Source organism: Diplocloster hominis (genome assembly GCF_032380655.1).
GTDB lineage: Bacteria > Bacillota > Clostridia > Lachnospirales > Lachnospiraceae > Diplocloster > Diplocloster hominis.
Genome location: NZ_JAWDIY010000057.1, coordinates 1 through 22938, shown reverse-complemented (window position 1 = coordinate 22938; position 22938 = coordinate 1). Strand labels below are relative to the sequence as shown.

19 protein-coding genes are annotated in these 22938 nt (G+C 50.7%); 16 read left to right on the top strand and 3 right to left on the bottom strand.

Annotated elements, in window-relative coordinates; genetic code table 11:
* Positions 1–734: 734 nt before the first annotated feature.
* Positions 735–1652, top strand: coding sequence for a hypothetical protein (locus tag ABC831_RS25335; RefSeq protein ID WP_343250862.1), 918 nt, complete (start codon positions 735–737; stop codon positions 1650–1652).
* A gap of 228 nt (positions 1653–1880) precedes the next feature.
* On the opposite strand, the gene ABC831_RS25330 is transcribed toward ABC831_RS25335, so the two are convergent.
* The gene (locus ABC831_RS25330; RefSeq protein ID WP_343250861.1) at positions 1881–3665 is read right to left on the bottom strand and encodes a transglycosylase domain-containing protein; all 1785 of its coding nucleotides are present in this window, start codon (positions 3663–3665) and stop codon (positions 1881–1883) included.
* Positions 3666–3858: 193 nt separating this feature from the next.
* Between ABC831_RS25330 and ABC831_RS25325 the strand changes: the two genes are divergently transcribed.
* Positions 3859–4062, top strand: coding sequence for a hypothetical protein (locus tag ABC831_RS25325; RefSeq protein WP_343250860.1), 204 nt, complete (start codon positions 3859–3861; stop codon positions 4060–4062).
* A 246-nt stretch (positions 4063–4308) separates the two neighbouring features.
* Here the strand turns inward: ABC831_RS25325 and ABC831_RS25320 are convergent, their stop codons facing one another.
* Positions 4309–5142 (bottom strand): AraC family transcriptional regulator, encoded by an 834-nt coding sequence (locus tag ABC831_RS25320; protein ID WP_343250859.1) that lies wholly within the window; start codon positions 5140–5142, stop codon positions 4309–4311.
* A 270-nt stretch (positions 5143–5412) separates the two neighbouring features.
* On the opposite strand from ABC831_RS25320, the gene melA reads away from it, so the two are divergent.
* Positions 5413–6735, top strand: a complete 1323-nt coding sequence (melA, locus tag ABC831_RS25315; RefSeq protein WP_343250858.1) for an alpha-glucosidase/alpha-galactosidase — start codon at positions 5413–5415, stop codon at positions 6733–6735.
* A 165-nt stretch (positions 6736–6900) separates the two neighbouring features.
* On the opposite strand, the gene ABC831_RS25310 is transcribed toward melA, so the two are convergent.
* Positions 6901–7947: a LacI family DNA-binding transcriptional regulator gene (locus tag ABC831_RS25310; RefSeq protein ID WP_343250857.1), complete on the bottom strand. Its 1047-nt coding sequence runs from the start codon at positions 7945–7947 to the stop codon at positions 6901–6903.
* Positions 7948–8349: 402 nt separating this feature from the next.
* Between ABC831_RS25310 and ABC831_RS25305 the strand changes: the two genes are divergently transcribed.
* The 13 genes from ABC831_RS25305 to ABC831_RS25245 all read left to right on the top strand — a co-directional run bounded on the left by ABC831_RS25305 (position 8350) and on the right by ABC831_RS25245 (position 22566).
* Positions 8350–9414 (top strand): sugar ABC transporter substrate-binding protein, encoded by a 1065-nt coding sequence (locus ABC831_RS25305; RefSeq protein ID WP_343250856.1) that lies wholly within the window; start codon positions 8350–8352, stop codon positions 9412–9414.
* Between the two features lie 54 nt (positions 9415–9468).
* A complete protein-coding gene (locus ABC831_RS25300; RefSeq protein ID WP_343250855.1) occupies positions 9469–10995 on the top strand; it encodes a sugar ABC transporter ATP-binding protein in 1527 nt (508 codons plus the stop codon).
* Positions 10992–11978 (top strand): ABC transporter permease, encoded by a 987-nt coding sequence (locus ABC831_RS25295; RefSeq protein WP_343250854.1) that lies wholly within the window; start codon positions 10992–10994, stop codon positions 11976–11978. The genes ABC831_RS25300 and ABC831_RS25295 overlap by 4 nt, the downstream gene beginning before the upstream one ends.
* Positions 11979–12070: 92 nt before the next feature.
* Positions 12071–12547, top strand: a complete 477-nt coding sequence (locus tag ABC831_RS25290) for a VOC family protein (protein ID WP_343250853.1) — start codon at positions 12071–12073, stop codon at positions 12545–12547.
* Positions 12548–12549: 2 nt separating this feature from the next.
* Positions 12550–13242 (top strand): SDR family NAD(P)-dependent oxidoreductase, encoded by a 693-nt coding sequence (locus ABC831_RS25285; RefSeq protein ID WP_343250852.1) that lies wholly within the window; start codon positions 12550–12552, stop codon positions 13240–13242.
* 11 nt (positions 13243–13253) lie between these two features.
* Complete coding sequence (locus tag ABC831_RS25280; protein ID WP_343250851.1) at positions 13254–14474, top strand: Gfo/Idh/MocA family protein; 1221 nt, start codon at positions 13254–13256, stop codon at positions 14472–14474.
* Entirely contained in the window at positions 14449–15816 is a 1368-nt protein-coding gene (locus ABC831_RS25275) for a GH1 family beta-glucosidase (protein WP_343250850.1), read from the top strand. Before ABC831_RS25280 ends, ABC831_RS25275 begins: the two co-directional genes overlap by 26 nt.
* Positions 15817–16092: 276 nt before the next feature.
* Positions 16093–17451, top strand: a complete 1359-nt coding sequence (locus tag ABC831_RS25270) for a hypothetical protein (RefSeq protein WP_343250849.1) — start codon at positions 16093–16095, stop codon at positions 17449–17451.
* Entirely contained in the window at positions 17448–18968 is a 1521-nt protein-coding gene (locus ABC831_RS25265; RefSeq protein ID WP_343250848.1) for a xylulokinase, read from the top strand. Before ABC831_RS25270 ends, ABC831_RS25265 begins: the two co-directional genes overlap by 4 nt.
* Before the next feature lie 37 nt (positions 18969–19005).
* The gene (locus tag ABC831_RS25260; protein WP_343250847.1) at positions 19006–20061 is read left to right on the top strand and encodes a Gfo/Idh/MocA family oxidoreductase; all 1056 of its coding nucleotides are present in this window, start codon (positions 19006–19008) and stop codon (positions 20059–20061) included.
* Between the two features lie 40 nt (positions 20062–20101).
* A complete protein-coding gene (locus ABC831_RS25255; RefSeq protein WP_343250846.1) occupies positions 20102–21148 on the top strand; it encodes an alcohol dehydrogenase catalytic domain-containing protein in 1047 nt (348 codons plus the stop codon).
* A 14-nt stretch (positions 21149–21162) separates the two neighbouring features.
* On the top strand, positions 21163–21888 hold the full coding sequence (gene deoC / locus ABC831_RS25250; RefSeq protein ID WP_343250845.1) for a deoxyribose-phosphate aldolase: 726 nt from the start codon (positions 21163–21165) through the stop codon (positions 21886–21888).
* Positions 21889–21972: 84 nt separating this feature from the next.
* Entirely contained in the window at positions 21973–22566 is a 594-nt protein-coding gene (locus tag ABC831_RS25245; protein ID WP_343250844.1) for a DNA-3-methyladenine glycosylase I, read from the top strand.
* Positions 22567–22938: the final 372 nt, after the last annotated feature.

Genomic DNA, 22938 nt, shown 5'->3' with positions numbered 1-22938 from the left:
TGTTCCGGGCCCTGCGAGGTTCTCCCGACTTCTGCGTAAGCCGTTCTAAGGCCCGGCCTCAAGTGATTTGGCCCCGCGAGATTTGCTGCCCGGCTCCCCAAGACACGCCGCTTCCCTTCAGCCCTGCTTTACAAAAGGCTTTTATCGTGTGGAAGGTTCGTAAACGGTGTAATGTGCTGACACATTCTTAAGCTAACAGTACTGTTAGTTAGGATAGGAATGTCAGAACAGTAGATTTGAAAAATGGATTGACATTTTTGTTTATGAATGCCATACTATAAAAACAAATCTAAGGAAAAGACAGTCTTTTACTATCCTTTTTCACAACTTTATGGTATATGTAGGTATGGCCGTGATACATACGGTATATCCCCATAAAATCTAACAGACAAAATCAAAATAGCTTCATTGCTTGTAGTATTCTGATATTTCCCTTATAATAATCTTATACTTTACAACACCCCATAACGCATGCCCTGCGGGCGGAGTCGCAGCATACGCTGCTCCATAAGGTATACTTTACAGTACCCCAAAACGCATGCCCTGCGGGCGGAGTCGCAGCATACGCTGCTCCATAAGGTATACTTTACAGCACCCCATAACGCATGCCCTGCGGGCTGGCTTTCAGCTTTGCTGCTCGTTAGTGTAAAATATTCCCGTAAAAACACATCAAAATAAAATGGATATAACAGAAGGCTGTTTTTTCCTTGCATTACATTTAAGGAGGAAAAAACATGAACACAACCGATCACATCGGCACGAACAAAAGCTACAAGGACCGTCTGTTCCGTCTTTTGTTTGCCGAGAAGAAGTACGGACTGGAGCTGTATAACGCATTGAACCACACGAATTACAGCGACGTGGAGGAACTGGAGATCAGGACACTGGAGGATGCCATCTGGATGAAGATGAAAAATGATGTGGCCTATCTGATCCGTGATATCCTATCACTGTATGAGCATCAAAGCACTATGAATCCGAATCTGCCGGTTCGCGGTCTGCTTTATTTCGCAGATATGTTCCGGGGGATTCTGCATGGAAAGCACATCTACGGCACGAAGCTGGTTACTCTGCCAACACCGGTATATGTCGTATTCTACAACGGCGACCAGGAGATCGGCGACGAGCAATGGCTGAAGTTGTCAGATGCGTTTGTTCACGGAAACGAGCAATCTAAAATGGAATTACTGGTACATGTACTCAATATCAACGATGGGCATAACAGCCAACTGATGGAGCGATGCCCCATTCTAAAGGATTATGCAGTTCTGATCGGCAAGGTGAAAGCATACCGCGGGGAGTTGGACTTTGGAGAGTCGGTAAAGCGGGCCGTGGAGGAGTGTATTGAGGAAGGGGTATTGAGAGAGTTTTTAATGACAAGGAGGGCGGAAGTGATGAATTCAATCCTGACGGAATATAACGAAGAGCAGGTGCTGGCCGACATCGGACAGGAGCGTTATGAGGACGGTAAAGCTGAGGGAAGGGCAGAAGGAAAAGCAGAATCCATCCTTGAATTGCTTGGAGAGTATGGGAACGTCCCGGAAGAGTTAAAGGGCGTCATTCTGTCCGAGACGGACCCTTTGACACTAAAGCGATGGTTAAAGCTTGCCGCCAGGGCAGACTCCATCACGATGTTTAAGGACAGGATGTGAAGAATGGGGCAGCTGGATAGAATAGGGCTTGCTGACGAAATGGTTATTATAGAATTTATAACGAATAAGGATTTGGCGGATTCATCCGTTTTATAGTTCATATAAAAGGGGGAGTCTGGAAATAGAATTTGCATACCAGGTATGAAGTGAAATCTGCAATTCAGATGTATATCTGGTAAGACTTATTCATATTCCGACAGCCCCTTTTATTAGTGGTCCAATCGGACTTTAGGGCAGGGAAATAGGTTCCAGACCCTCGTGGGCAGTTTCCATGAACTGCTTCCAGATTTCACTGGGATAAGAGGAGCCGTACAGGCCCGGTAATTTGCGGGGCATGTCGTATCCGACCCAGATACCTGTGGTGTAATAGCCGGTATAACCGACGAACCAGCCGTCTTTGTTATCGTTGGTTGTACCGGTTTTGCCGGCGCTGTCCATGGCAGAGATGCGGGCGCTTTTTCCCAGACCCTTCGTCATAACGCTTTTTAGGATATCGGTCATCGTCCGGGCCGCGTCTTCGGTGTAGACCTGCTTTTCTGTAAGGGAGGTCTCCACGATGCTGCTGCCGGCAGGATCGGTGATGCGCATAATACAGGTGGGAGCACGGTAGCGTCCCCCATTTTCCAGAGCCGCGTAGCCGGAGGTCATCTCCAGCGGGGTGGCTCCTTTGGTAAGACCGCCAAGGGCCGCGGCCAGGTTGTAGTCACCTTCCGTGATTTTGGAGAAATTCATCTCTTTTAAATAGGAAAGACCGACTTTCGGGGTTATTTCCTGAAACAGGTTCCAGGCTACCGTATTTTTAGACTGCTCTACGGCATAGCGCAGGGTGATGGAACCGGAATATTTTCCGTTGGAGTTATCGGGGCCTCCCTCTGTTTTGCGGTCCACTACCGTGGAATCCGGGGTGTAACCTTTCTCCAGGGCCGGGGTATAGACGATCAGCGGTTTGATCGAACTTCCCGGCTGGCGGTAGCTCTGGTAAGCCCGGTTCAGGGAAAAAGGCATATCTTCCTGGGTGCGGGCTCCGACGATGGCGGACACATAGCCGGTAGCGTTATCTATGGCGACACCGGCGCCCTGCAGGGCATAAGCGCCCTCTGTGCCTAGAGTCGTATATTCAGACAGGCTGGCGTCGATCGCGCTTTGCAGCTCCTGCTGTAATGTCATATCTATGGAGGTGTAGATCTGGTATCCTTTCGTGTAGAGATCCTGTTTGCACTGATCATATAAAGCAGTGTAAGAATCCTGGTAAGCCTGCTGGGCCTCTTCGCTGTCGAATTCACTCTGGAATGCAAAGCCATCCATTTCCATCAGCGCCCGGACCGCGCAGTAAAGAATATAACTGTCGGCCGAGGTGGAGGTGGTGGCGACAGCCGTTTTTTCATGAAGTGTGATTTCTTCCGAAACAGCCTGCTGATACTGGCTGTCACTGATCATACCGTCATCTTTCATATTTTCCAATATCCGGTCTCTTCGCCCTAAGGTATTATCCATATGGTCCTTGGGGTCGTAGAGTGTGGGATTGTTAGGAATCGCGCACAAAAAGGCGATCTGGGACAAGTCCAGTTCGGAGACATCCTGATCGAAGTATCCGCGGCTGGCGGCCTGAATCCCGTAGTAGCCGTCTGAAAAATAGATATTGTTAATGTAAAATTCCAGGATATCATCCTTGCTGTATATACGCTCCAGCTGAAAGGATATAAATATTTCCTGGACTTTTCTCTGCCAGCTGACTTTGTGAGTCAGAAAAACATTCCGGGCCAGCTGCTGAGTGATGGTGCTTCCGCCCTGGGTAATTTCATCCTGTTTGACCAGGGATACGGCAGAACGGATGATACCGACCGGGTCGATTCCATGATGCTTATAAAAGCGCTTGTCTTCTATACTGACGATGGCGTCTTTGACTTCCTGAGGAATCTGTTCGGAAGGGAGATAATACATATCTTTATCACCTTTGAGGACCGTGATCAGGCTGCCGTCCTTATCATAGATCATTCCGGACTGGCCGGTCATGAAAGTGGAGCGGTCGGAATTGGCGACCAGTTCCTTTGCTTCCTTATATAAGGAATAGATTTTCGGCCCGTATGAGATGGCGAAAATAGCAAAAGTCCCGAGAAGAACCGTCAGTATGAGGAACTGTATAAAATAAAAGCCCGCGGAGCCTTTTTTCCTGCGTTTTTTACGATTCCCATTGGAAGGGGCCTTTTTGGCTGTGGATGGTTTCCGTGCCGGGCCGGAGGTCCCCTTGCTTTGCTGGGAAGTCTTGTGTGCTGAAGATGAATTTGATCTTTGGGCAGAAGGTTTTGAACCAGGTGATTTTGCGCCGGATGGTTTTGAACCCGGAGGTCTTGTTCCGGCAGGCCTTGTGCCAGAGGACCTGGAAGAAGTTTTTCTGCCTCCGGAATTTTGAGGTTTTTTAGTCTGTGGTGACATTCCTTGGCATCATTCCTTTCTGTACAGATGTGATAGCTGCTTTATTAAAAGTAGCATAATGGAGAAGATTATTCAATGTTATTACTCAATGATATTACTTGAGTTGAAACATTATTTATCGATATGAGCACGTAAGCGGCTGTATTATAGCCGCTTACGTGCGATGCATAAAAAAAGTCAGCGAGGCTTTTTCGGGCATTACTATTTTTAAACTTAAGATAATTCATAAAAATGAAACGTTCGTACAGTTTTCTTCTCTTGCTTCCTTACGGAACTGGCTGGGGGTAAGTTTCATACTTTTCTTAAACTGGCTGCAGAAGGTGGCGGTATCCCGGAAACCACAGGAATAGGCGATCTCTGTTATGGTGTACTGCGGGGAACGAAGCATGCCGGAAGCGGTCCGCAGCCTCAGTCTCATCAGATATTGTTTGGGAGAGATATGCTCCTCCTCCATGAACAGGCGGTACAGGTAGGAGCGGTCTACGCCGATATAAGCGGCAATATCTGAGATATGGATATTGTAGCTGTAATTATTATGGATGTAATCCATTGCTTTTTCCAGATACCCCTTCGTATGGCCGGGATCTTCTGTAGGCTGCGTTCCCTGCATGATGCCCAACAGCTGGAAAAAGTACCCCATAAGGGTTAAAAAGTTCTGATCGGCAGAGAGGAAGGCATCTGTTATGGCGGACATCACGGATGCTATGGCAGGCCGTGTATTTTGGCCTTCCGGACATTGATAGACGGGAGAATCCCTGAAACAGGTTTTCACTACATATTCCTCCACGCTCATTCCGTCGAATCCGATCCAGGCATATTTCCACGGATCGGTTCTGTCCGCCTGGTAAAAGGTCGATTCCATGGGGGAGATGAGAAACGCGTCTCCTGCCTCCAGGTGGTATGTTTTCCCATTTCTTATAAAAATACCCCTGCCCTCCAGTACCGTATGGATCAGATAATGGGGGCGCACGGCAGGCCCGAAGGAGTGGCCGGGCGCGCATTGTTCGCTTCCGCAAAAATAAATCGATAGTACTCCGGGTATTTTTTCGTTTATCATAATCTCCATTTCCCCCACTGTTTTTACTGATCTGTCACCGCTGCGGGCTGTGTAAAGGTATCAGGGATCAAAAATACAACAAAATCACAATTATATGACACAAATTAGATAGAATCTTACACACACTGATTATATAATATAGATCATAAGAAAGCAACAAAATATAGTGCCGTACGACATTGTAAAAAAACTGAAAAACCAGAAGGACTTCTGGATAATCCTTATGTATGCAACAAAACATAAAAATGTAAGAGAAATGGAGGAAGTATCATGACAAAAATAACATTTATGGGCGCCGGAAGCACGGTGTTTGCCAGAAATGTACTGGGAGACTGTATGTGCAGTAAAGCCCTGCAAGACAGCGAGATAGCGCTGTACGATATTGACAGAAAGCGCCTGGAGGAGTCTGCCGTCATTCTCGAAGCAATCAACAAAAATGTAAATCAGGGACGTGCCGGTATCAAAACATATCTGGGTGTGGAACAGAGAAAAGAAGCGCTGAAAAATGCCGCATTTGTTGTAAATGCGATTCAGGTAGGCGGATATGACCCCTGCACCATAACCGATTTTGAAATCCCGAAAAAATATGGGCTTCGCCAGACCATTGCAGATAGTCTGGGCATCGGCGGGATTATGCGGGGACTGCGTACCATCCCTGTATTGGAAGAGTTCGCCAGGGACATCGAAGAGGTGTGCCCGGACGCCCTTTTCCTGAATTATACTAACCCTATGGGAATCCTGACCGGCTATATGCAGCGTTACACAGGAGTAAGGACAGTAGGGCTCTGCCACAGCGTACAGTGCTGTTCCAGCCATCTGTTGGAAGAACTGCATATGGAGGATAAGCTGGAAGGGCGGTTGGAGACGATCGCAGGAATGAATCATATGGCATGGCTGCTGGAACTTAAGGACAAGGACGGTATTGATTTATACCCGGAAATACGCAGAAGAGCAGCCGAAATGAATGAGACGGGCAAACATAAAGATATGGTCCGGTTCGAGTACATAAAGCATCTGGGTTATTACTGTACGGAATCCAGTGAGCACAATGCCGAGTACAACCCGTTTTTCATCAAATCCCGCTATCCGGAGCTGATCGACAGATTCAACATTCCGCTGGATGAATATCCCAGAAGATGCGTGGATCAGATCAAAGGCTGGGAGGAAGAGCGGAACAACATCCTCAAGGATGGGAAGATCACCCATGACAGAAGTCTGGAATATGCTTCCTACATTATGGAAGCGGTGGTTACGGACCGTCCGTATAAGATTGGCGGAAATGTTATCAATCATGGTTCTATAGAGAATCTTCCGTCCGACGCCTGCGTGGAAGTTCCCTGCCTGGTAGATGGAACGGGAATTCATCCTACCTGGGTCGGAAGACTTCCGGTGCAGCTGGCGGCAATGAATATGAGCAATATCAATGTGCAGCTTCTGGCCATAGAGGCGGCCGTTACAAGGAAGAAAGAATATATCTATCAGGCCGCTATGATGGATCCGCACACCGGGGCTGAGCTTAGTCTGGACGATATTGTAAAGATGTGCGATGAGTTGATTGACGCTCATGGGGACTATATGAAGATGTATAAATAGGCTGACAACTGAATTTTAGACAGCATGGCAGAGTAAAAAATCCGGCTGTTTTCTGAATTCCAGGGGGGATACCCGGGAAATACAGAAAACAGCCGGATGTATTTTATTAGGAGAGTAGTTTCACAAGCGAAATTCTTTTTCAGGATTCTTCTTCAGGATTCTTCCTCAGGAGTGTGTACACCCTCCGCTGGATTCACGCAGCAGCAGTTTGGTCTGGCACTGTATGGTGATATGGGGCCGGTCCGGGTGCGCGATCCGGTCCAGCAACGCTGTCACGGCGAGAGAACCCTGAACGCTTGAGTAGGCATCCACGGTGGAAAGAGGGGGGTCCTGGCGCAGGGATTCCGGCAGATTGTCGAATCCGATGACGGCGACATCCTGCGGTACACACACGGAAAGTTCTTTCAGGGCCCTGAGTAACTGGATCGCCTGTTTGTCACTTGTACAGATGTAGGCGTCCGGCAGGGTTTTCATCTGGATCAGGCGGTTCTTGAGCGCCTGGGCCATATCGATATCTGGCATCTGGTCAAAATCGTCCAGTATGCAGTTCTCCTCATTCAGGGGCAGCCCCAGATTCTTCAGCGTGTTCCGGTAAGTCTCCCATCTCTGATACAGAGAGTAACAAAAATACGGATACCCCAGAAATCCAAAATTGCGGCGCCCGTCCTTAGCCAGCGCTGTGATTGCCTCCATGAGGGGGGATTCATTCTCCGGAAGAATGATATCCGTTTTTCCGGAAAAGAGGTGCTTGTCGTATATGGTGTCTAGAAAGACGGAGGGCACCGGCAGGGCACAGACTTCCTCCCAGTAAGCCAGATCATAGATGTTGAAAGATATGATCCCTTTCACGGAGCCGTTATACACGGAAGGGGGCAGATAATTCCCTTCCCCTGAATTCCTTGTGACAATATTGACCGCCAGCAGATAACCATTATTCTTCAGGGATTCCTCAATCCCCGCCAGCAATCCGTTGATATATTCTATATTTTCCAGACAATAAGAGAACATAATCGTCGGCATCTGGCTGGATACATTGCCGGCCGGCTGGTTTTCCGGCTGTTTATCCGCCGTATGGATGTAATTCATGATCAGATTATATGTTTTCTCAGATACTCCCGGCCGGTTGTTCAATACTTTTGAAACTGTACTGCGGGAGAGATTCAGCGCCTGAGCGATCTGATTGACACTGTATGTTCCATATCTTTGATTCATATTTTTTCCCCTAATTATATTATATTGAAAAACTATGGTCATTATAGCAGGAATTTCTTTGAAGCGCAATAGGTATGTAAATAAAAATGCACATTTAATGTATAAAATTATACATTAAACGAGTAAAAAGCAACACGAAAAGCAGCAATCAAACAAGATAGAATATTGGCGGGAATACCATAAAAATGCTGTGAATACCCATAATACACGGGAAAATGTCAAAAGATATGCATCATTATGTTTAAAATTAGTTATTAAAATGTATAAAATTATACAAATTATGTTGACATATTTGTGCACACATGCTATATTCGACATATAGTAAATTTCCTTTTACAGCGCGCGGCAAAGGACAGGTACTGTGTAGCAAAAAAACTATATCTATTATCAGGAGGAGAAGAAATGAAGAAAAGATTAGCAGGGGTCATGTTATCCGTAATAATGGGAGCTATCTGTATAACAGGCTGTGGAGGCGGTAAAGCAGATACTGGGAAAACAGCGGTTTCCGATAGTAAACAGCAGGAAGCACCGGAGCAGACAGATGCATCCGCCCAGACAGCGAAGCCTGAGGAAAAGAAAGAGGAAGCTGTCCTGAAAATAGGCGTGCTGGACCGGACGGCGGATGAAGAAGTACATATCAAATTTGGCGAAGGTATGCAGCAAGCCTGTAAGGAGGCTGGCGTGGAATGCCTTTACAGTACTCCGGGGGAGGACATGTCACAGATCCGGTCTACCTATGATTCCTATGTGGCACAGGGATGTAATGTGATCGTAGACTTTCTATCGTCATTAGAGACGAGCCAGGCTCTGGCGGACGACTGCAAACGGGACGGTGTCTATCACATTTGTATTGACGCGGACCCCAGTGAAGATTCCTATTTTTACGGATTGTCCAACGGCGAAGCCGGCGAGGAGCTGGGAAAATATCTTGTGGACTATGTAAAAAATAAAATGGACGGAAAATGCGATCTGCTCATCTTAATGGATTCTCCTTCCCATGGGGAAGATGTGGCTAAGCGTACCGAAGTTCCCAAGCAGATGCTGCTGGATAATCAGATCATTACAGAAGATCAGGTAGCCTATATATCTTTGACCAATTACGATCTGGAGAGTGTGCGTCAGGAGGTAACAGACTTTTTGACCACCCATAAGGACGCACAGAATGTGCTGATGATCAGCTTTGCCAGCAGTTTCAACGATGCGATCTACTCTGCCTCCAAGGCACAGGAATTCGACGACAAGCTGAACCTGTTCTCCTATGACGGGATGGACGCGACCATTAATATCTTCAAATCCGGCGAGAAGAGCGTGACGAAAGGCGAGGTATCCTCCGGAATGGAGAAGTACGGATACGGCGTGCTGGAAATTGCACAGAAACTGGTGAACGGGGAAAGCGTGGAACATAAAACATATTCGGATACGGTAGTCATGGATCCTGATAATGTAATGGAACTGCATCCGGAATAAGGTATACATGGATACCCTGAATGACAGGCGAAAAGAAAGGAGAGGGGGCAGACGATGAGTGAACGTATATTGGAAATGAACGGCATCAGCAAATCATTTCCGGGTGTAAAAGCCCTCGACCATGTGGATCTGTATCTGGAAAAAGGGGAAGTCCTGGCGTTGGTCGGGGAGAACGGTGCAGGAAAGTCCACATTGATGAAAATACTATCCGGCGCTTACAAGCAGGATGAGGGCACACTGCAGATTGACGGACATCCGGTGGACAGTGGGAAATATTCCCCCATTGCCTCCATCGGTTTGGGGATATCTGTGATCTACCAGGAATTGAATTATCTTAGTACGGTCAGCATTGCGGAAAATATCTTCCTGGGCAGACTGCCGAAGAAGAAAAGCGGAATGATAGATTACCGTAAGCTCTATCAGGACAGTCTGAAGATCCAAAGTGAGCTGGGCCTTCATGAGCTGGATCCCATGGAGGAGGCGGGCGGCCTTTTGACCGCGCAAAAGCAGCTGCTGGAGGTGGCCAGGGCTTTTGTCCGGAATTCCAAAGTGATCGTGATGGACGAACCTACGGCATCCCTTACGGACAAGGAGATCGAGCAGCTCTACCAGATCGTGAAAAAATATAAGGAACGGGGAGGCTCCGTGATCTTCATCTCCCATAAACTGGATGAGATCTTTTCCATATGTGACTCGGTGATGGTTATGAGGGATGGAAAAAATGTACTCCGGTCCCCCATTGAAAAGGAGACGAAAGATACCATCATAGAAGCCATGGTGGGCCGGGAACTGGAAAACATGTATCCGGTGGAGGACCATGAGATGCACCAGGTCGTATTCGAGGTAAAGAATCTGAGCAGCCATTTTCTCAAAGATATCAACTTCCGGGTACACTCCGGGGAGATCGTCGGTTTATACGGGCTGATGGGAGCCGGATGTGAGGAGATCACCCAGTGCATATACGGCATCGAGAAGTGTGAGACCGGTAAGTTTTATCTGGATGGAAAAGAGACGGCGCTTACGGACCCTCATCGAAGTATCCGCGCGGGTGTGGCATATGTGCCGGGAGAACGAAAGGACGGGGGGCTGCTGTTAAATATGCCCGTCAGAGCTAACGTTACCCTGGCTTCCTTAAAAAAGATCGCCGGCAGAGGATTCCTGAATCTTAAGAGAGAGCGCCGGATGGCGGAGCAGTGGGTAGAGACGCTGGATGTAAAGACGCCGGATGTGGATACCGATGTGGAATCCTTGTCCGGAGGAAATCAGCAGAAAGTGGTATTTGCCAAGTGTCTGAATGTCAAGCCGAAGCTGCTGCTGCTCAACGAACCCACCAGAGGGGTGGATGTGGGGGCAAAGGCGGAGATCTATAAATTAATGGAAGAATTCTGCAAGGAGGGCCTGGGAATCCTGATGGCCTCCTCGGAAATGCCGGAGACCATGGCGATCTGTGACCGGATTATCGTGGTACACGACGGAAGGATCACGGCTACATTCGATAAGAGAGAACAGCAATATCAACAGTTCGAGATCATGAAGGCGGTGCTGGGCGAGACGGACTGCAGTTTGGAGGAAGAGGTATGAGTGAAAAGAGTTTGATGAAAACAGGGGGGATCGCGAAGGTCAGGCGGTTTCTGAAAATGAACAGTTCACAGGTCAGTATGTTTGTGGCGGTTGCGCTGGGATTTATTATCGTCTCCATCGCCTCTCCTTACTTCCTGACCGGGACGAATATGAAAAATCTGGGAATGTCCATGGCCACGTACGGCGTTCTGGCCGGAGGCGTAACCGTATCTATGCTGCTGGGAGGCCTGGATCTGTCCCAGATGTCGGTCATGGCTGTGAGCAGTATGGTGATCGGCGTGCTCTGCCAGCAGGGGTATCCCATCGGAGTGGGACTGCTGGCGGCTCTGGTGATCGGAATCCTGGCAGGAATGGTGAACGGTTTTATTGTGACAAAGATGAAGATCGTACCTATGATCGCCACCATCGGGACCCAGATGTCCTTTCGGGCCATCGCATCCCTCACCACGGGCGGAAATAAGATCCGTATCTCCAACGATCTTCTGGACAATCTGGCATTCCGGACTTTTCTGGGTGTGCCGATCCAGTTCTGGGTGATGATACTGGTATTTATCGTCGTGTTCATTATGATGAAATATACGGAGTTCGGGCGCTCCGTATATGCGATTGGCTCAAATCAGATGGCGGCGTATCTGTCGGGAATCAAAGTAAATAAAATTAAGATGTTCGCCTACGCGATCACAGGACTCTCCTCAGGGCTTGCAGGGATACTCTGGACCGCGCAGATGCGGACCGCCGTGCCCACCGCGGGTGTCGGCAGCGAATTCATCCCGATCTCTTCCGTCATCATGGGCGGTGTGGGGCTGGGAGGCGGCAAGGGAAATATTGTGGGTACATTTTTCGGCGTTGCCCTGTTAACCATATTTTCCAACGCTATGACACTTCTGAATATACAGGCCTATTATCAGGATCTGTTAAACGGGCTGATTCTGATCCTGGCCGTATTTATCGACACGGTGCGGGGCGGAGGCTATAAACAGTGAGGACAGGCTCTGGTTCTACAGGATTTTACACAGAGACTTATTGAGGCCGGCGGAAACGGCCGGATTAATTATGAAAATAAAGGAGCAGACACATGCAGGGATTACTGAATACGAGACAAATGGTGCAGGTGGGATATATTGTTAAAGACATCGAAACAACGAAGAAAAAATACGCGGAATTTCTGGGGGTCCCCGTTCCGCCCACCATGCAGAGCACAGGCGGCGAGGCGGGCTTCAAAGTCACCAGGACCGTGTACAAGGATCAGGAGGCACCTCATATCGATTCCAAGTTGGCGTTCTTCAACGTAGGCGGGCCAATGGATATTGAGCTGATCGAGCCCAATGAGGCGGAGTCGATCTGGCGGGATTACCTGGAGAAATATGGGGAGGGAATCCAGCATATCGCGTTTGTGGTGGATGACCTGGATGAATGTATCGAAAACTGTGAAAAATTTGGGATGAAAATGATTCAAAAAGGATATTTTGCCGCGCAGGATGGTCGTTACGCCTACATGGATGCCTACGACAGTCTGAAAACAGTGGTTGAACTTTTGGAAAGGTGGTCGTAAGGATGGCAAGAGAAATACTGGTGAGCGGGGCTTCCCGGGGACTGGGTTACTGTATCGCGTTGCTTTATCTGAAGGCCGGGGAAAGCGTTCACATAATCGTAAGGAAACGGACGGATGCCGTGGAGGAGCTTGTCCATAATTATCCGTTGTGCCATGTATACCTGGGTGATGTGGGTTCCGATGCGGCGATTCAGGACGCGCTGTCAAAGCTTAGGGAAAATGTGGAAGTGTTCGACCTGATCTACAATGTAGCCGGCATTTTCTGGGAGAAAGACCGCAGGGGATTAGCGTATCTGGATGTCGATGAAATGGCCGATATGATGAATGTGAACGCATTTGGCGCACTGCGTATTCTGAAAGGGCTGGCGGGGCAGATAAAAGAACAGACCAGGATCGTGAATATTTCCTCTGAGAGCGGAAGCCTCACCAACTGCGAAGAGCGGGGAATGTATTCCTACTGTATGTCCAAAGCGGCTCTCAATATGGCGACCCGGCAATATGTGAGGGAACATGGCGACAGACGCAATATCATCACAGTGTGTCCCGGATGGATGCGCACGGACATGGGCGGGGCGCAGGCGGATCTGGACCCCATGTTCAGCGCGGAGAAGATCATCCGGCTGGCAGAGCGTATGGACGAACTGGAAGAAGGAAAGCTGTTTTTTAAATATGACGGCAGGGCGCTGCCATGGTAGGAGGCGCCTGTATGGAGCAGGGAAAACTGCCCGTTGTCAGGACGGCGGTCATTGGCTGCGGGATGATCAGCGATATTTATCTGGAAAACTGCAGGGACCGGTTCTCCATCCTTCATGTGGTGGGCTGCTGTGATATCCGGGAGGAGGCGGCCTGGCAGAAAGCAAGAGCATACGGTATCCGGGCCATGTCCCTGCAGGAAATCCTGGAGGATACGTCCATTGAGCTGGTGATTAATCTGACGGCTCCGTCAGCCCACTATCAGGTGATCCGTCAGCTCTTACAGAATGGAAAACATGTCTATACCGAGAAAGTGCTGGCCCTGGATCTGGGGGAGGCGAAGGAACTGGCGGAACTGGCGGATGCGAAGCAGCTGTATCTGGGGGCGGCGCCGGACACTTTCCTTGGCGGAGCGCTCCAGACAGGCAGATTCGTCCTGGACAGCGGGATGATCGGGGAACCTACCGGCTGTCTGGCGGTGCTGAACCGGGATAACCGGGTGGGCGCGGAGTTTATCCCCTATATCGCCGGTGCGGGCGGAGGGATTGGTTTCGATGTGGGAATCTATTACATGACCGCGCTTTTAAGCCTGATGGGACCGGTGAAGGAGACTGCCGGTTTCCTGGATACCAGGGATCCGGTGCGGGCCCACCGTTACCCGAACAGAGCCGATTTTGGTGAGAACTACCGGGTGGAGTGTGAGAACCTGATGGCCGGAGCCCTTCATTTCCAAAATGGGGCAATGGGAACCGTGCTGTTTAACTCAGAATGCATCATGAACCGTTACCCGGAGCTGACCATATTCGGGACACAGGGGATTCTGTACCTGCCGGACCCGGATGGGTTCGGCGGGGAAGTCAAAGTGCTGCGGCGAGGCAACAGGGAGCCTGCCACGGTACAGCAGAATCATGGATATACAGAAAACAGCAGAGGGCTGGGGGCGGCGGAGATGGCCTGGGCGCTCAGAAACGGATGTGCGCCCAGGGCTGGTAAGGAGATGGCTGTCCACGCCCTGGAGTCTCTGCACGGGATAGCACAGAGCGCAAGGACGAAGTCGGCTTATCAGATGACGACAGATTTTTGCCGTCCACGACCGTTGCCGCAGGGATATCTGCGCAGGTCTGACTTCGCGGACTTTGAGGCGGACGAGGAAGCGGCGCTGGCGGCAGGAAATGCGTCTGTTTCAGAAGAAGCAAAGGAGAGAGAAAATGAAAGATTACATATTTCCCAATGACTTCCGGTGGGGAGTTGCTACAGCAGCTTATCAGATCGAAGGAGCTGCCGGGGAAGACGGAAAAGGAGAATCGATCTGGGACCGCTTTACCCATATTCCCGGCAATATACAGGATCATACGACAGGGGATGTGACCTGCGATCACTATCACCGTTACCGGGAAGATGTCCGGCTGATGCGAAAGATGGGGGTCCGGAATTACCGTTTTTCCATCTCATGGCCCAGAATTATCCCGGATGACAGCGGCAAGATCAATGAGGCGGGCCTCCGGTTTTACTCTGGCCTTGTGGACACGCTGCTGGAAAATGGCATACGCCCCATGGTCACGCTCTATCACTGGGATATGCCCCAATGGCTTCAGAACCTGGGAGGATGGCTGAACCGGAAGTCGGCGGATTATTTCGTGGAATACTGTGAGGCCGTGTTCTCCTGCCTGGGAGACCGGGTCACATCCTGGATCACGTTGAATGAACCATGGGTGTGCGCGTTTAACGGATACTACGCCGGAGATTTTGCCCCCGGGGTCCGGGACTTCTCAAGCGCCCTTTTGGCAGCCCACAATATGCTCCGCGCCCACGGGATGGCGGTGAGGGCATATCGGGAGCGGTTCGGGAAAGACATTGGGAACGGGGGCGGCGAAATCGGAATCACCCTGAATCTGTGTCCGAGAGAGCCCGCGACGGACGACCCGGTGGATCGTGAGGCCGCCCTGCGCAACGACGGCTATGCCAACCGATGGTTCCTGGACCCGCTATTCAAGGGCAGTTACCCGGAAGATATGACGGAATACTACCGGGATATGGGCGTTACCCTGCCGGATGTGGAACCGATGGATCTGGAGCTGATCCGGGAACCGGTTGATTTTCTGGGAATCAACTATTACTATATCGAGTTTACCCGGGCGGGGGGCGGTAACTGGCCGTTATATTTTACCACCACGGCGGGGGATTACTCCGTGACGGAATATGGATGGCCCATCGTTGAACGCGGATTGACAGACCTGTTGGTGCGGCTTGACCGGGAATACGGCCATCCGAAGATCTACGTGACGGAAAATGGAGCCAGCTTCCTGGACGTGGTCAGTGTCAAGGGGGAAGTCCTGGATGACTGCCGGATTGACTATCTGGAACGCCATATTATGGCCTGCTGGGATGCCATCCGGCAGGGAGTGGATCTGAAGGGGTATTATGTGTGGACCCTGATCGATGACTTTGAGTGGAACACGGGTTTTCAAAATAAATTTGGGCTGATCTATCTGGACCGCAGGACTGGGAACAGGATTGTGAAAAAGAGCGGTTTCTGGTATCGGGAGATTATGAGTAAGAATGGGGTTGTCTGCTGATTATTTTTGGGGGGGCCGGGAAGAGAGGGAATCGGCGGGGCCTTGGAACCGGGCGGCTCATCTCGTGGGGCCAAATCACTTCGGCCGGACCTAAGAACGGCTAACTCCGAAGGCGGGAGAACCTCTTATTGGCAGGGCCTGAAACAAACTCGCCAAAGGACTGCTCGGACAGTGTTTCAGGCCCTGCGAGTGAGAAGTTGGTAGTTTGGAAAGAAAATTAGTGGTAGGTGAAGAAGTGTAGGACGATTTAGCAGGATAAGAGAGAAGGGATGAAAAGTGGGTGCGAGAGCTACGCTGCTTCCGTGGTATTTGAAAGGAAGAAACGAACGGGAGGAAATGGAGTATGAACAGCAGCTTCAGGTGCTGCGGGAGTGTTACGGGGAGGAAGCGGAATTTTTGATGCCTGTGGAGTTCGGCTGCGGAGCTGGGGGCGGCGACCCTGTTGCGCAGGTGGATGCTATCCTTCTGCCGCAGCTGTTTGGAGAGATTTTTTGCGCGGGGGAAGTGTTGGAGCAGGTAGACATACCGATTATCGTATTGACCTCCGAGTTTGGGACGGTGGAGATGTGGGACTGGGAGATCGTGGCCTGGCTGCGGGATGAACTCGGGAAGGATGTGTTTTTCCCATATAACCAGGAGATGGCTAAGGTTATATTGCGGGCGTTGGCTGCCAGGCGTAGTCTGAAGAACAGCCGTTTTCTGATGTTCCAGGATAATCCGGGGGAGGGGATGCAGGCTTATCTCTTTAAACGGTTTTATTGGTGGGACGAGGGGTGTACTGCCCGGATCGAGAAAGCTTTCGGTGTTCAGATCGTTTACAGGAGCTGGCGTGAATTGAATGTCCGGGCGGCTGAGATATCCGATCCTGAGGCGGAGAAGTTATGGGAGGAGCGGCGGGTGCCGGCCGAGATGGTGCCGGACCGGTGCATCCTTAAGGCGGTAAAGCTTTATCTGGCGGTCCGTGAGGCGGTGGAACAGGTGGGGAATGTATGCGGAGTTGGGAGCAACTGTCTGAATGAGTCGTTTCACAGTGGAACTACTCCGTGTCTGGCCTGGGACTGGCTGTTTGAATATGACCATCTGATCTGGGCCTGTGAGGGGGACACCGTGTCGCTGATCAGCAAATATCTCATGTACTCAGCCTTGAAAAAGCCGATGATGATGACAAATATTTATCCGTTCCTCATCGGTATGGCAGCCCTGAAACATGAGAAGATTACAGAGTTTCCGGATATCCCGGACCCGGATAACCATGCGCTGGGCGTGCACTGCGGGTACTTTGGATTTGCACCGCAAAGCTTCTGCGGGAAGTGGAAGATGCGCCCGAAGGTATTGGAGATCGTCGACCGGGATGCGATTGTCATAGACTGCGAGATGGAGACGGGACCGTTTACTATGGCAAAGCTGCGGCCGGACATGAAAAAAATCACGGTCATTGAGGCGGAAATCGAGGATTATGTACAGTATCCGGGCAGTGATTGCAGAAATGGGGCACTGATCCGGTTCCGTAACCGCAACGGCCATAAGATCATGGAGAGCTTCTCCTCCCACCATGCGATACTGATCCGGGGAGATGTCACCTATCTGCTTCTTCAGATGGCCAGAGTATACGGAATCGAGGCGGAAGTCCTATGAGTATGGATTATGTTATCGCGGTGGATATCGGTACCCAGGGGACGAAGGCGGTGATCTTTGACCGGGAGATGCGGGAAGTGGCACATGCCTTCGAGAAATCCAGGCTCTGTTCTCCCCGGACAGGTACCGTCTGGCAGGAGGCCTCGGATATCTACGGATCGGTGATTCGAACGATTCGGGAACTTATGAACGGGGGCGAAGTTGACGCGGGACAGATCGCCGCACTGGGAATTGACTCCCAGATGGCGGGAATCATGGGGATCGACAGGGAGGGGGAGGCGGTTACCGTCTATGACTCCTGGCTGGATACCAGGTGCGAGGTGTATCGCAGACAGATGGCCCGCAGAGCAGGACGTCGGATGATCGAGGTGACCGGCGGCCCGGTTACCTATCACCATGGCCCGAAGATCCTTTGGTGGAAGCAGGAGTATCCGGACATCTATAAGAAAATAAGCAAGTTTGTGCTGCCGCACAGTTATGTGGTGGGAAAACTGACCGGCCTTGACAGTGAACACTCCTATTTTGATTATACCGCGTTGGCCTATTCCGGCTTTGGCGACAATGAGAGAAAAGAGTGGTCCGGCGAACTTCTGGAGATGTTTGGATTGTCTGAAGAAAAATTCGCCAGGATCGTGTCTCCGTTTGAGATGGTGGGTACCCTGACGGCAGAGGCAGCTGCCAGGTGCGGCCTTTTGGAGGGAACTTTGGTGAGCGCAGGAGCCGGGGACACCGCCGCCTCCCTGTTCGGAGCGGGAATGACCGGACAGGGAGAGCTGCTGGACTGTGCGGGAACGGCTTCCGTACTCAGCGGTGTGGTGGACAGCTTTTCGCCGGACACTGCGTTTGAGACAATGACTATGATACGCGCACCCTTAGACGGGCTGTGGTATCCCAGCGCTTATATCAATGGCGGAGGCTTGTGCCTTAGCTGGTTCAGAGACCATTTTACGGGACAGCTGCCGTTATCTTATGAAGAACTGGAACGGGAGGCGGAACAAGTTGCGCCGGGCAGCGGTGGTGTGCTGTTTATCCCTCATTTTGACGGACGGGTGCTGCCGAATAACCCGTATATGAAAGGCAGCTTCCTGGGCCTTAACCGCATGCACACCAGGGCACACCTGTACCGAGCGGTCATGGAAGGAATCGCCTATGAATATTCCTATTATCTGATGGTTCTGGAAAACTCGTATCCGGACCGGCAATTTACGAAAATGAGGAGTATCGGTGGAGGCGCCAGATCCGAGCTGTTTATGCAGATTAAGGCGGATGTGTGCGGCATGGACGTGGAGGCGTTGTCCATGACGGATACCGCACTGGCCGGGACGGCGGTGATCGCAGGAGTGGGGGCCGGGCTGTTTGCCGGTTATGAGGAGCCGATACAAAAAGCACTGCAGGTCAGGCTGACCAGACATGCGGACCCATCCCGCCACGAGTATTACCAGGCGTGGGCCGAGGTGTATCTGAAGGCTATGGATGCCCTGACCGGAATATACCAAAAAGAGGTATTTCGGACGTAATGTGCGTTTGATGCTGTGACACAAAGGAGAGAAAGATATGAGTGAGAAAATAGGAATCTGCCTGATCGGTGCGGGCCGGGCTGGTATGATACATGGAAGAAATTTTGCATCCCGGATTCCGCACGCAAAAATGACTGCCGTGGTGGATTTCCAGGAGGAACAGGCACGTCGGGCTGCGCAGGAGCTGACGTGTCCATGGTTTACCGATTACCGGGAGGGCCTCCGACAGCCTGGTGTGGACGCTGTGGTGATAGCGGTCCCTACGATTTATCACCATGATATCGCAGTGGAAGCTGCCAGGATGGGAAAGCATATTCTCTGTGAGAAGCCGTTGGCTATGAACGTGGAGGAATGCCGGAATATGATTCGGGAAGCGGATGAGAACGGGGTAAAGCTGCAGGTCGGATTTATGAGAAGATTTGATGAGGGGTTTCTGCGCGCGAAGGAACTGATCGATCAGGGAACCATCGGCGACGTGGTGACGGTAAGATCTCTGACCAGAGGGCCAAGCACTCCGCAGGAATGGATGTATGATATAGAAAAGAGCAACGGCCCGCTGGCGGAGGTAAACAGCCACGATATCGATATGCTTAGGTGGTTCACCTGCAGTGAAGTGAAAAGCCTGTATGCGATGGCCGGAAATTACCGGTGTCCGCAGATCAAAGAGCAATACCCGGATTTTTACGACAGTGTTCTGTTAAGCCTTCGCATGGAAAATAACATGATGGGAAATATAGACGGTGCTCAGGGGGTCCGGTATGGCTATGACGCGAGGGTGGATATCCTGGGCACCAGGGGCTGTATTACAGTAGGAGACCTGAAAAGCGGGTCCGCAGTATCCTATACCCGGGAAAATGGGATGTGCAGCGATGTGGTGAGCAGCTGGAAAGATCTGTTCCGGGATGCCTATATTCATGAAGATAGCAGTTTTGCCGAATGCATCAGAAAAGACACAAAGCCGGTAGTGACCGGTTATGATGGTCTGATGGCGCTGGCTGTCGTTAAAGCGGGAAATCAGTCGATCCGGACAGGAAACATTGTGACGATGAATGAGGTCCTGGAAAATACAGGACGTACAGGACAGCAGGTGTAGTGATGGCTGCGCAGGAAACAAATACGAGAGGAGGAATCAAATGCTGGCAGCAAAGTTATACGGACCCGGGGATATCAGGCTTATGCAATGTGAGATCCCGAAGATCGGAGAAGAGGAGGTCCTGCTGAAAACGGCTGTGACTGCGGTCTGCGGTACCGATCTTCGAATGATCCGAAACGGTGCGGCGGGTGTGGATGACCAGCATCCGCTGGTGCCGGGGCATGAGATCAGCGGTACCATCGCCCGGGTGGGCAGCAGGGTTAAGGGTTACCGGGAGGGGATGCGGGCCGCCGTGGCTCCCAACATGGGATGCGGGACCTGCGGACACTGTATCAGTGGGAATACCCATCTGTGCAGAGACTATCAGGCTCTGGGAATTCAGATGGACGGAGGATTCGCGGAGTACGTCAGGATTCCGGCGCCTGCGGTCAGACAGGGGAATCTTTTTATATTGGATGATTCGGTCCCCATTCAGACAGCGGCTATGTTCGAACCGGCTTCCTGCGTGATGAACGGACAGGAACAGATTCAGGTGGGACTCAATGATCAGGTACTCATAATCGGCGCAGGCCCTATCGGCATTCTCCACGGACTGATCGCAAAGGCCAGAGGGGCAGCCGGGGTGTGGATCCGGGATCTGTCGGAAGAGCGGATGCGCCAGTGTGTAAAACCGGCGCCGTTCTTAAGACCGCTTCCCGGTGAACACTTAAAAGAGGCAGTTATGGAGGCGACTGGCGGAAAGGGAATGGATGTGTGCATCGTAGCCTGTCCATCTGCAGAGGCACAGGCGGAAGCACTGGAACTCATGAATATGAACGGGCGTATTTTGTATTTCGGTGGTCTGCCTGGGGGACGGGATCAGGTCACTCTGTCCACGAATCTCATTCACTACAGACAGCTTAAGATCTGCGGTTCCGCCAGGGGAAATCTAAGACACTACCGGGAGGTGGCAGCCATGGCGGCGGCAGGAATGCTGGACCTGCAGAACATTGTCACAGATGAATTTCTGCTGTCCGATTTTCAAGAGGCGATTGCCCATGCTGCCAAAGGAAGCGGCCTGAAAACAGTAATTACATTTGATATATAAGGGGGAAACCATACATGAACAGCAGTACGATTACCAGAGAACAGCTATGCCGCATGTTTGACCACACGAACCTGAAGCCATATGCGGACGCAACCATGTTCAGACAGTTATGTCAGGAAGCTGCGGACCATCATTTTGCTATGGTGGCGGTAAACTCCGCCCCCGTTTCCTTATGCAGGAACTATCTGCTGAATACGGATGTACATGTAGGCGCCGCCGTCTCTTTCCCGTTGGGCCAGACTTCGATACCGGTGAAAGCCTTTGAGACAGAGGACGCGATCAGAAACGGCGCAGATGAGATCGATTATGTGATAAATATCAGTGAGATGAAAAATGGACACTATGCGTATATCCGGCAGGAAATGGAGGCCATCGTACAGATCTGCCGGCAGCAGGGGGTTCTCGTCAAAGTCATTTTTGAAAACTGTTACCTGACAGCAGAAGAGATACGGATCGCTGCAGAAATAGCCAGGGAGATAAAACCGGATTATATAAAAACAAGTACCGGTTTTGGCAGCGGCGGGGCGGATGGAAAAGATATTCTTCTGATGCGGGAGTGCGCCGGACCGGAAGTCAAAGTAAAGGCGGCGGGAGGTATCCGTTCCTGGAACGACTGCAAAGTGATGATTGACGCCGGAGCCGAACGCATAGGAACCAGCAGCAGTCTGAAAATTCTGGACGAGTTCGATTTGGAACGTGGACTGCCTCCTTCCAGCCAACAGCCCAACCGGGATAAATAAGAAAAGAGATTGATATTTCTAAACCTGTTCTTTATAATAGAAGAATCCAAGATGAAATACACATCCAAAAGGAGCTATTATATTATGAAAGAACTCATCAGATGCACCTGGTGCCAGGATCATGGAATATTACAGGAGTATCATGACAGCGAATGGGGAATCCCTGTCCATGATGACCGTAAGCAGTTTGAGTTTCTCATGATGGAGGTTATGCAGTGCGGCCTGAACTGGACGATGATGTTGAAGAAACGGGAAACCTTCCGCCGGTGCTTTGATGATTTCGACTATGAGAAAATAGCGTCCTATCAGGAAGCAAAGATAGAAGAGATCCTGCAGACACCGGACATGATCCGTTCCCGCAGAAAGATAGAAGCGGTGATTAATAATGCCAACTGCTTTCTTAGAATCCGCCAGCAATACGGTACTTTCGACCATTATCTGTGGTCCTTTACCGGACACAAAACAATGCTGTATAAAGAACACTCCGGTGGAAACCTGCCGGCTCAAAATAAACTGTCCGAAGACATCAGCAAAGATTTGAAAGACAGAGGCTTCAAATATTTGGGAGCCATTACCGTCTATTCGCATCTGCAGGCCTGCGGTATGATCAATGACCACGCACCCGATTGCTTCCTATATAAAGAGTTAAAGCAAAAATACCCATATACCGCAATATAAATTGACTGGATATCCCGTGGAATGTTCCGCCTGAAATATCCGTGAGTCCCTGGATACCCATCCTGATGGGGAGGATCAGGCAGGGACACCGCTGGGCCAAGCTGATTTTGCGGGAAGCCGATCCCCCTTAATACCATGTGAAACTATGTCTATAGGTCTGCGAAACGGAAAATTTAGTTACGATTCACGGCCAACTTTGGTAAATGGGGATTTTGATACTGAGGTCCGGGCTGAAGGGAAGCGGCGTGTCTTAGGGAGCCGGGCAGCAAATCTCGCGGGGCCAAATCACTTCGGCCGGACCTAAGAATGGCTAACTCCGAAGACGGGAGAACCTCTTATTGGCAGGGCCCGGAACAAACTCGCCACAGGACG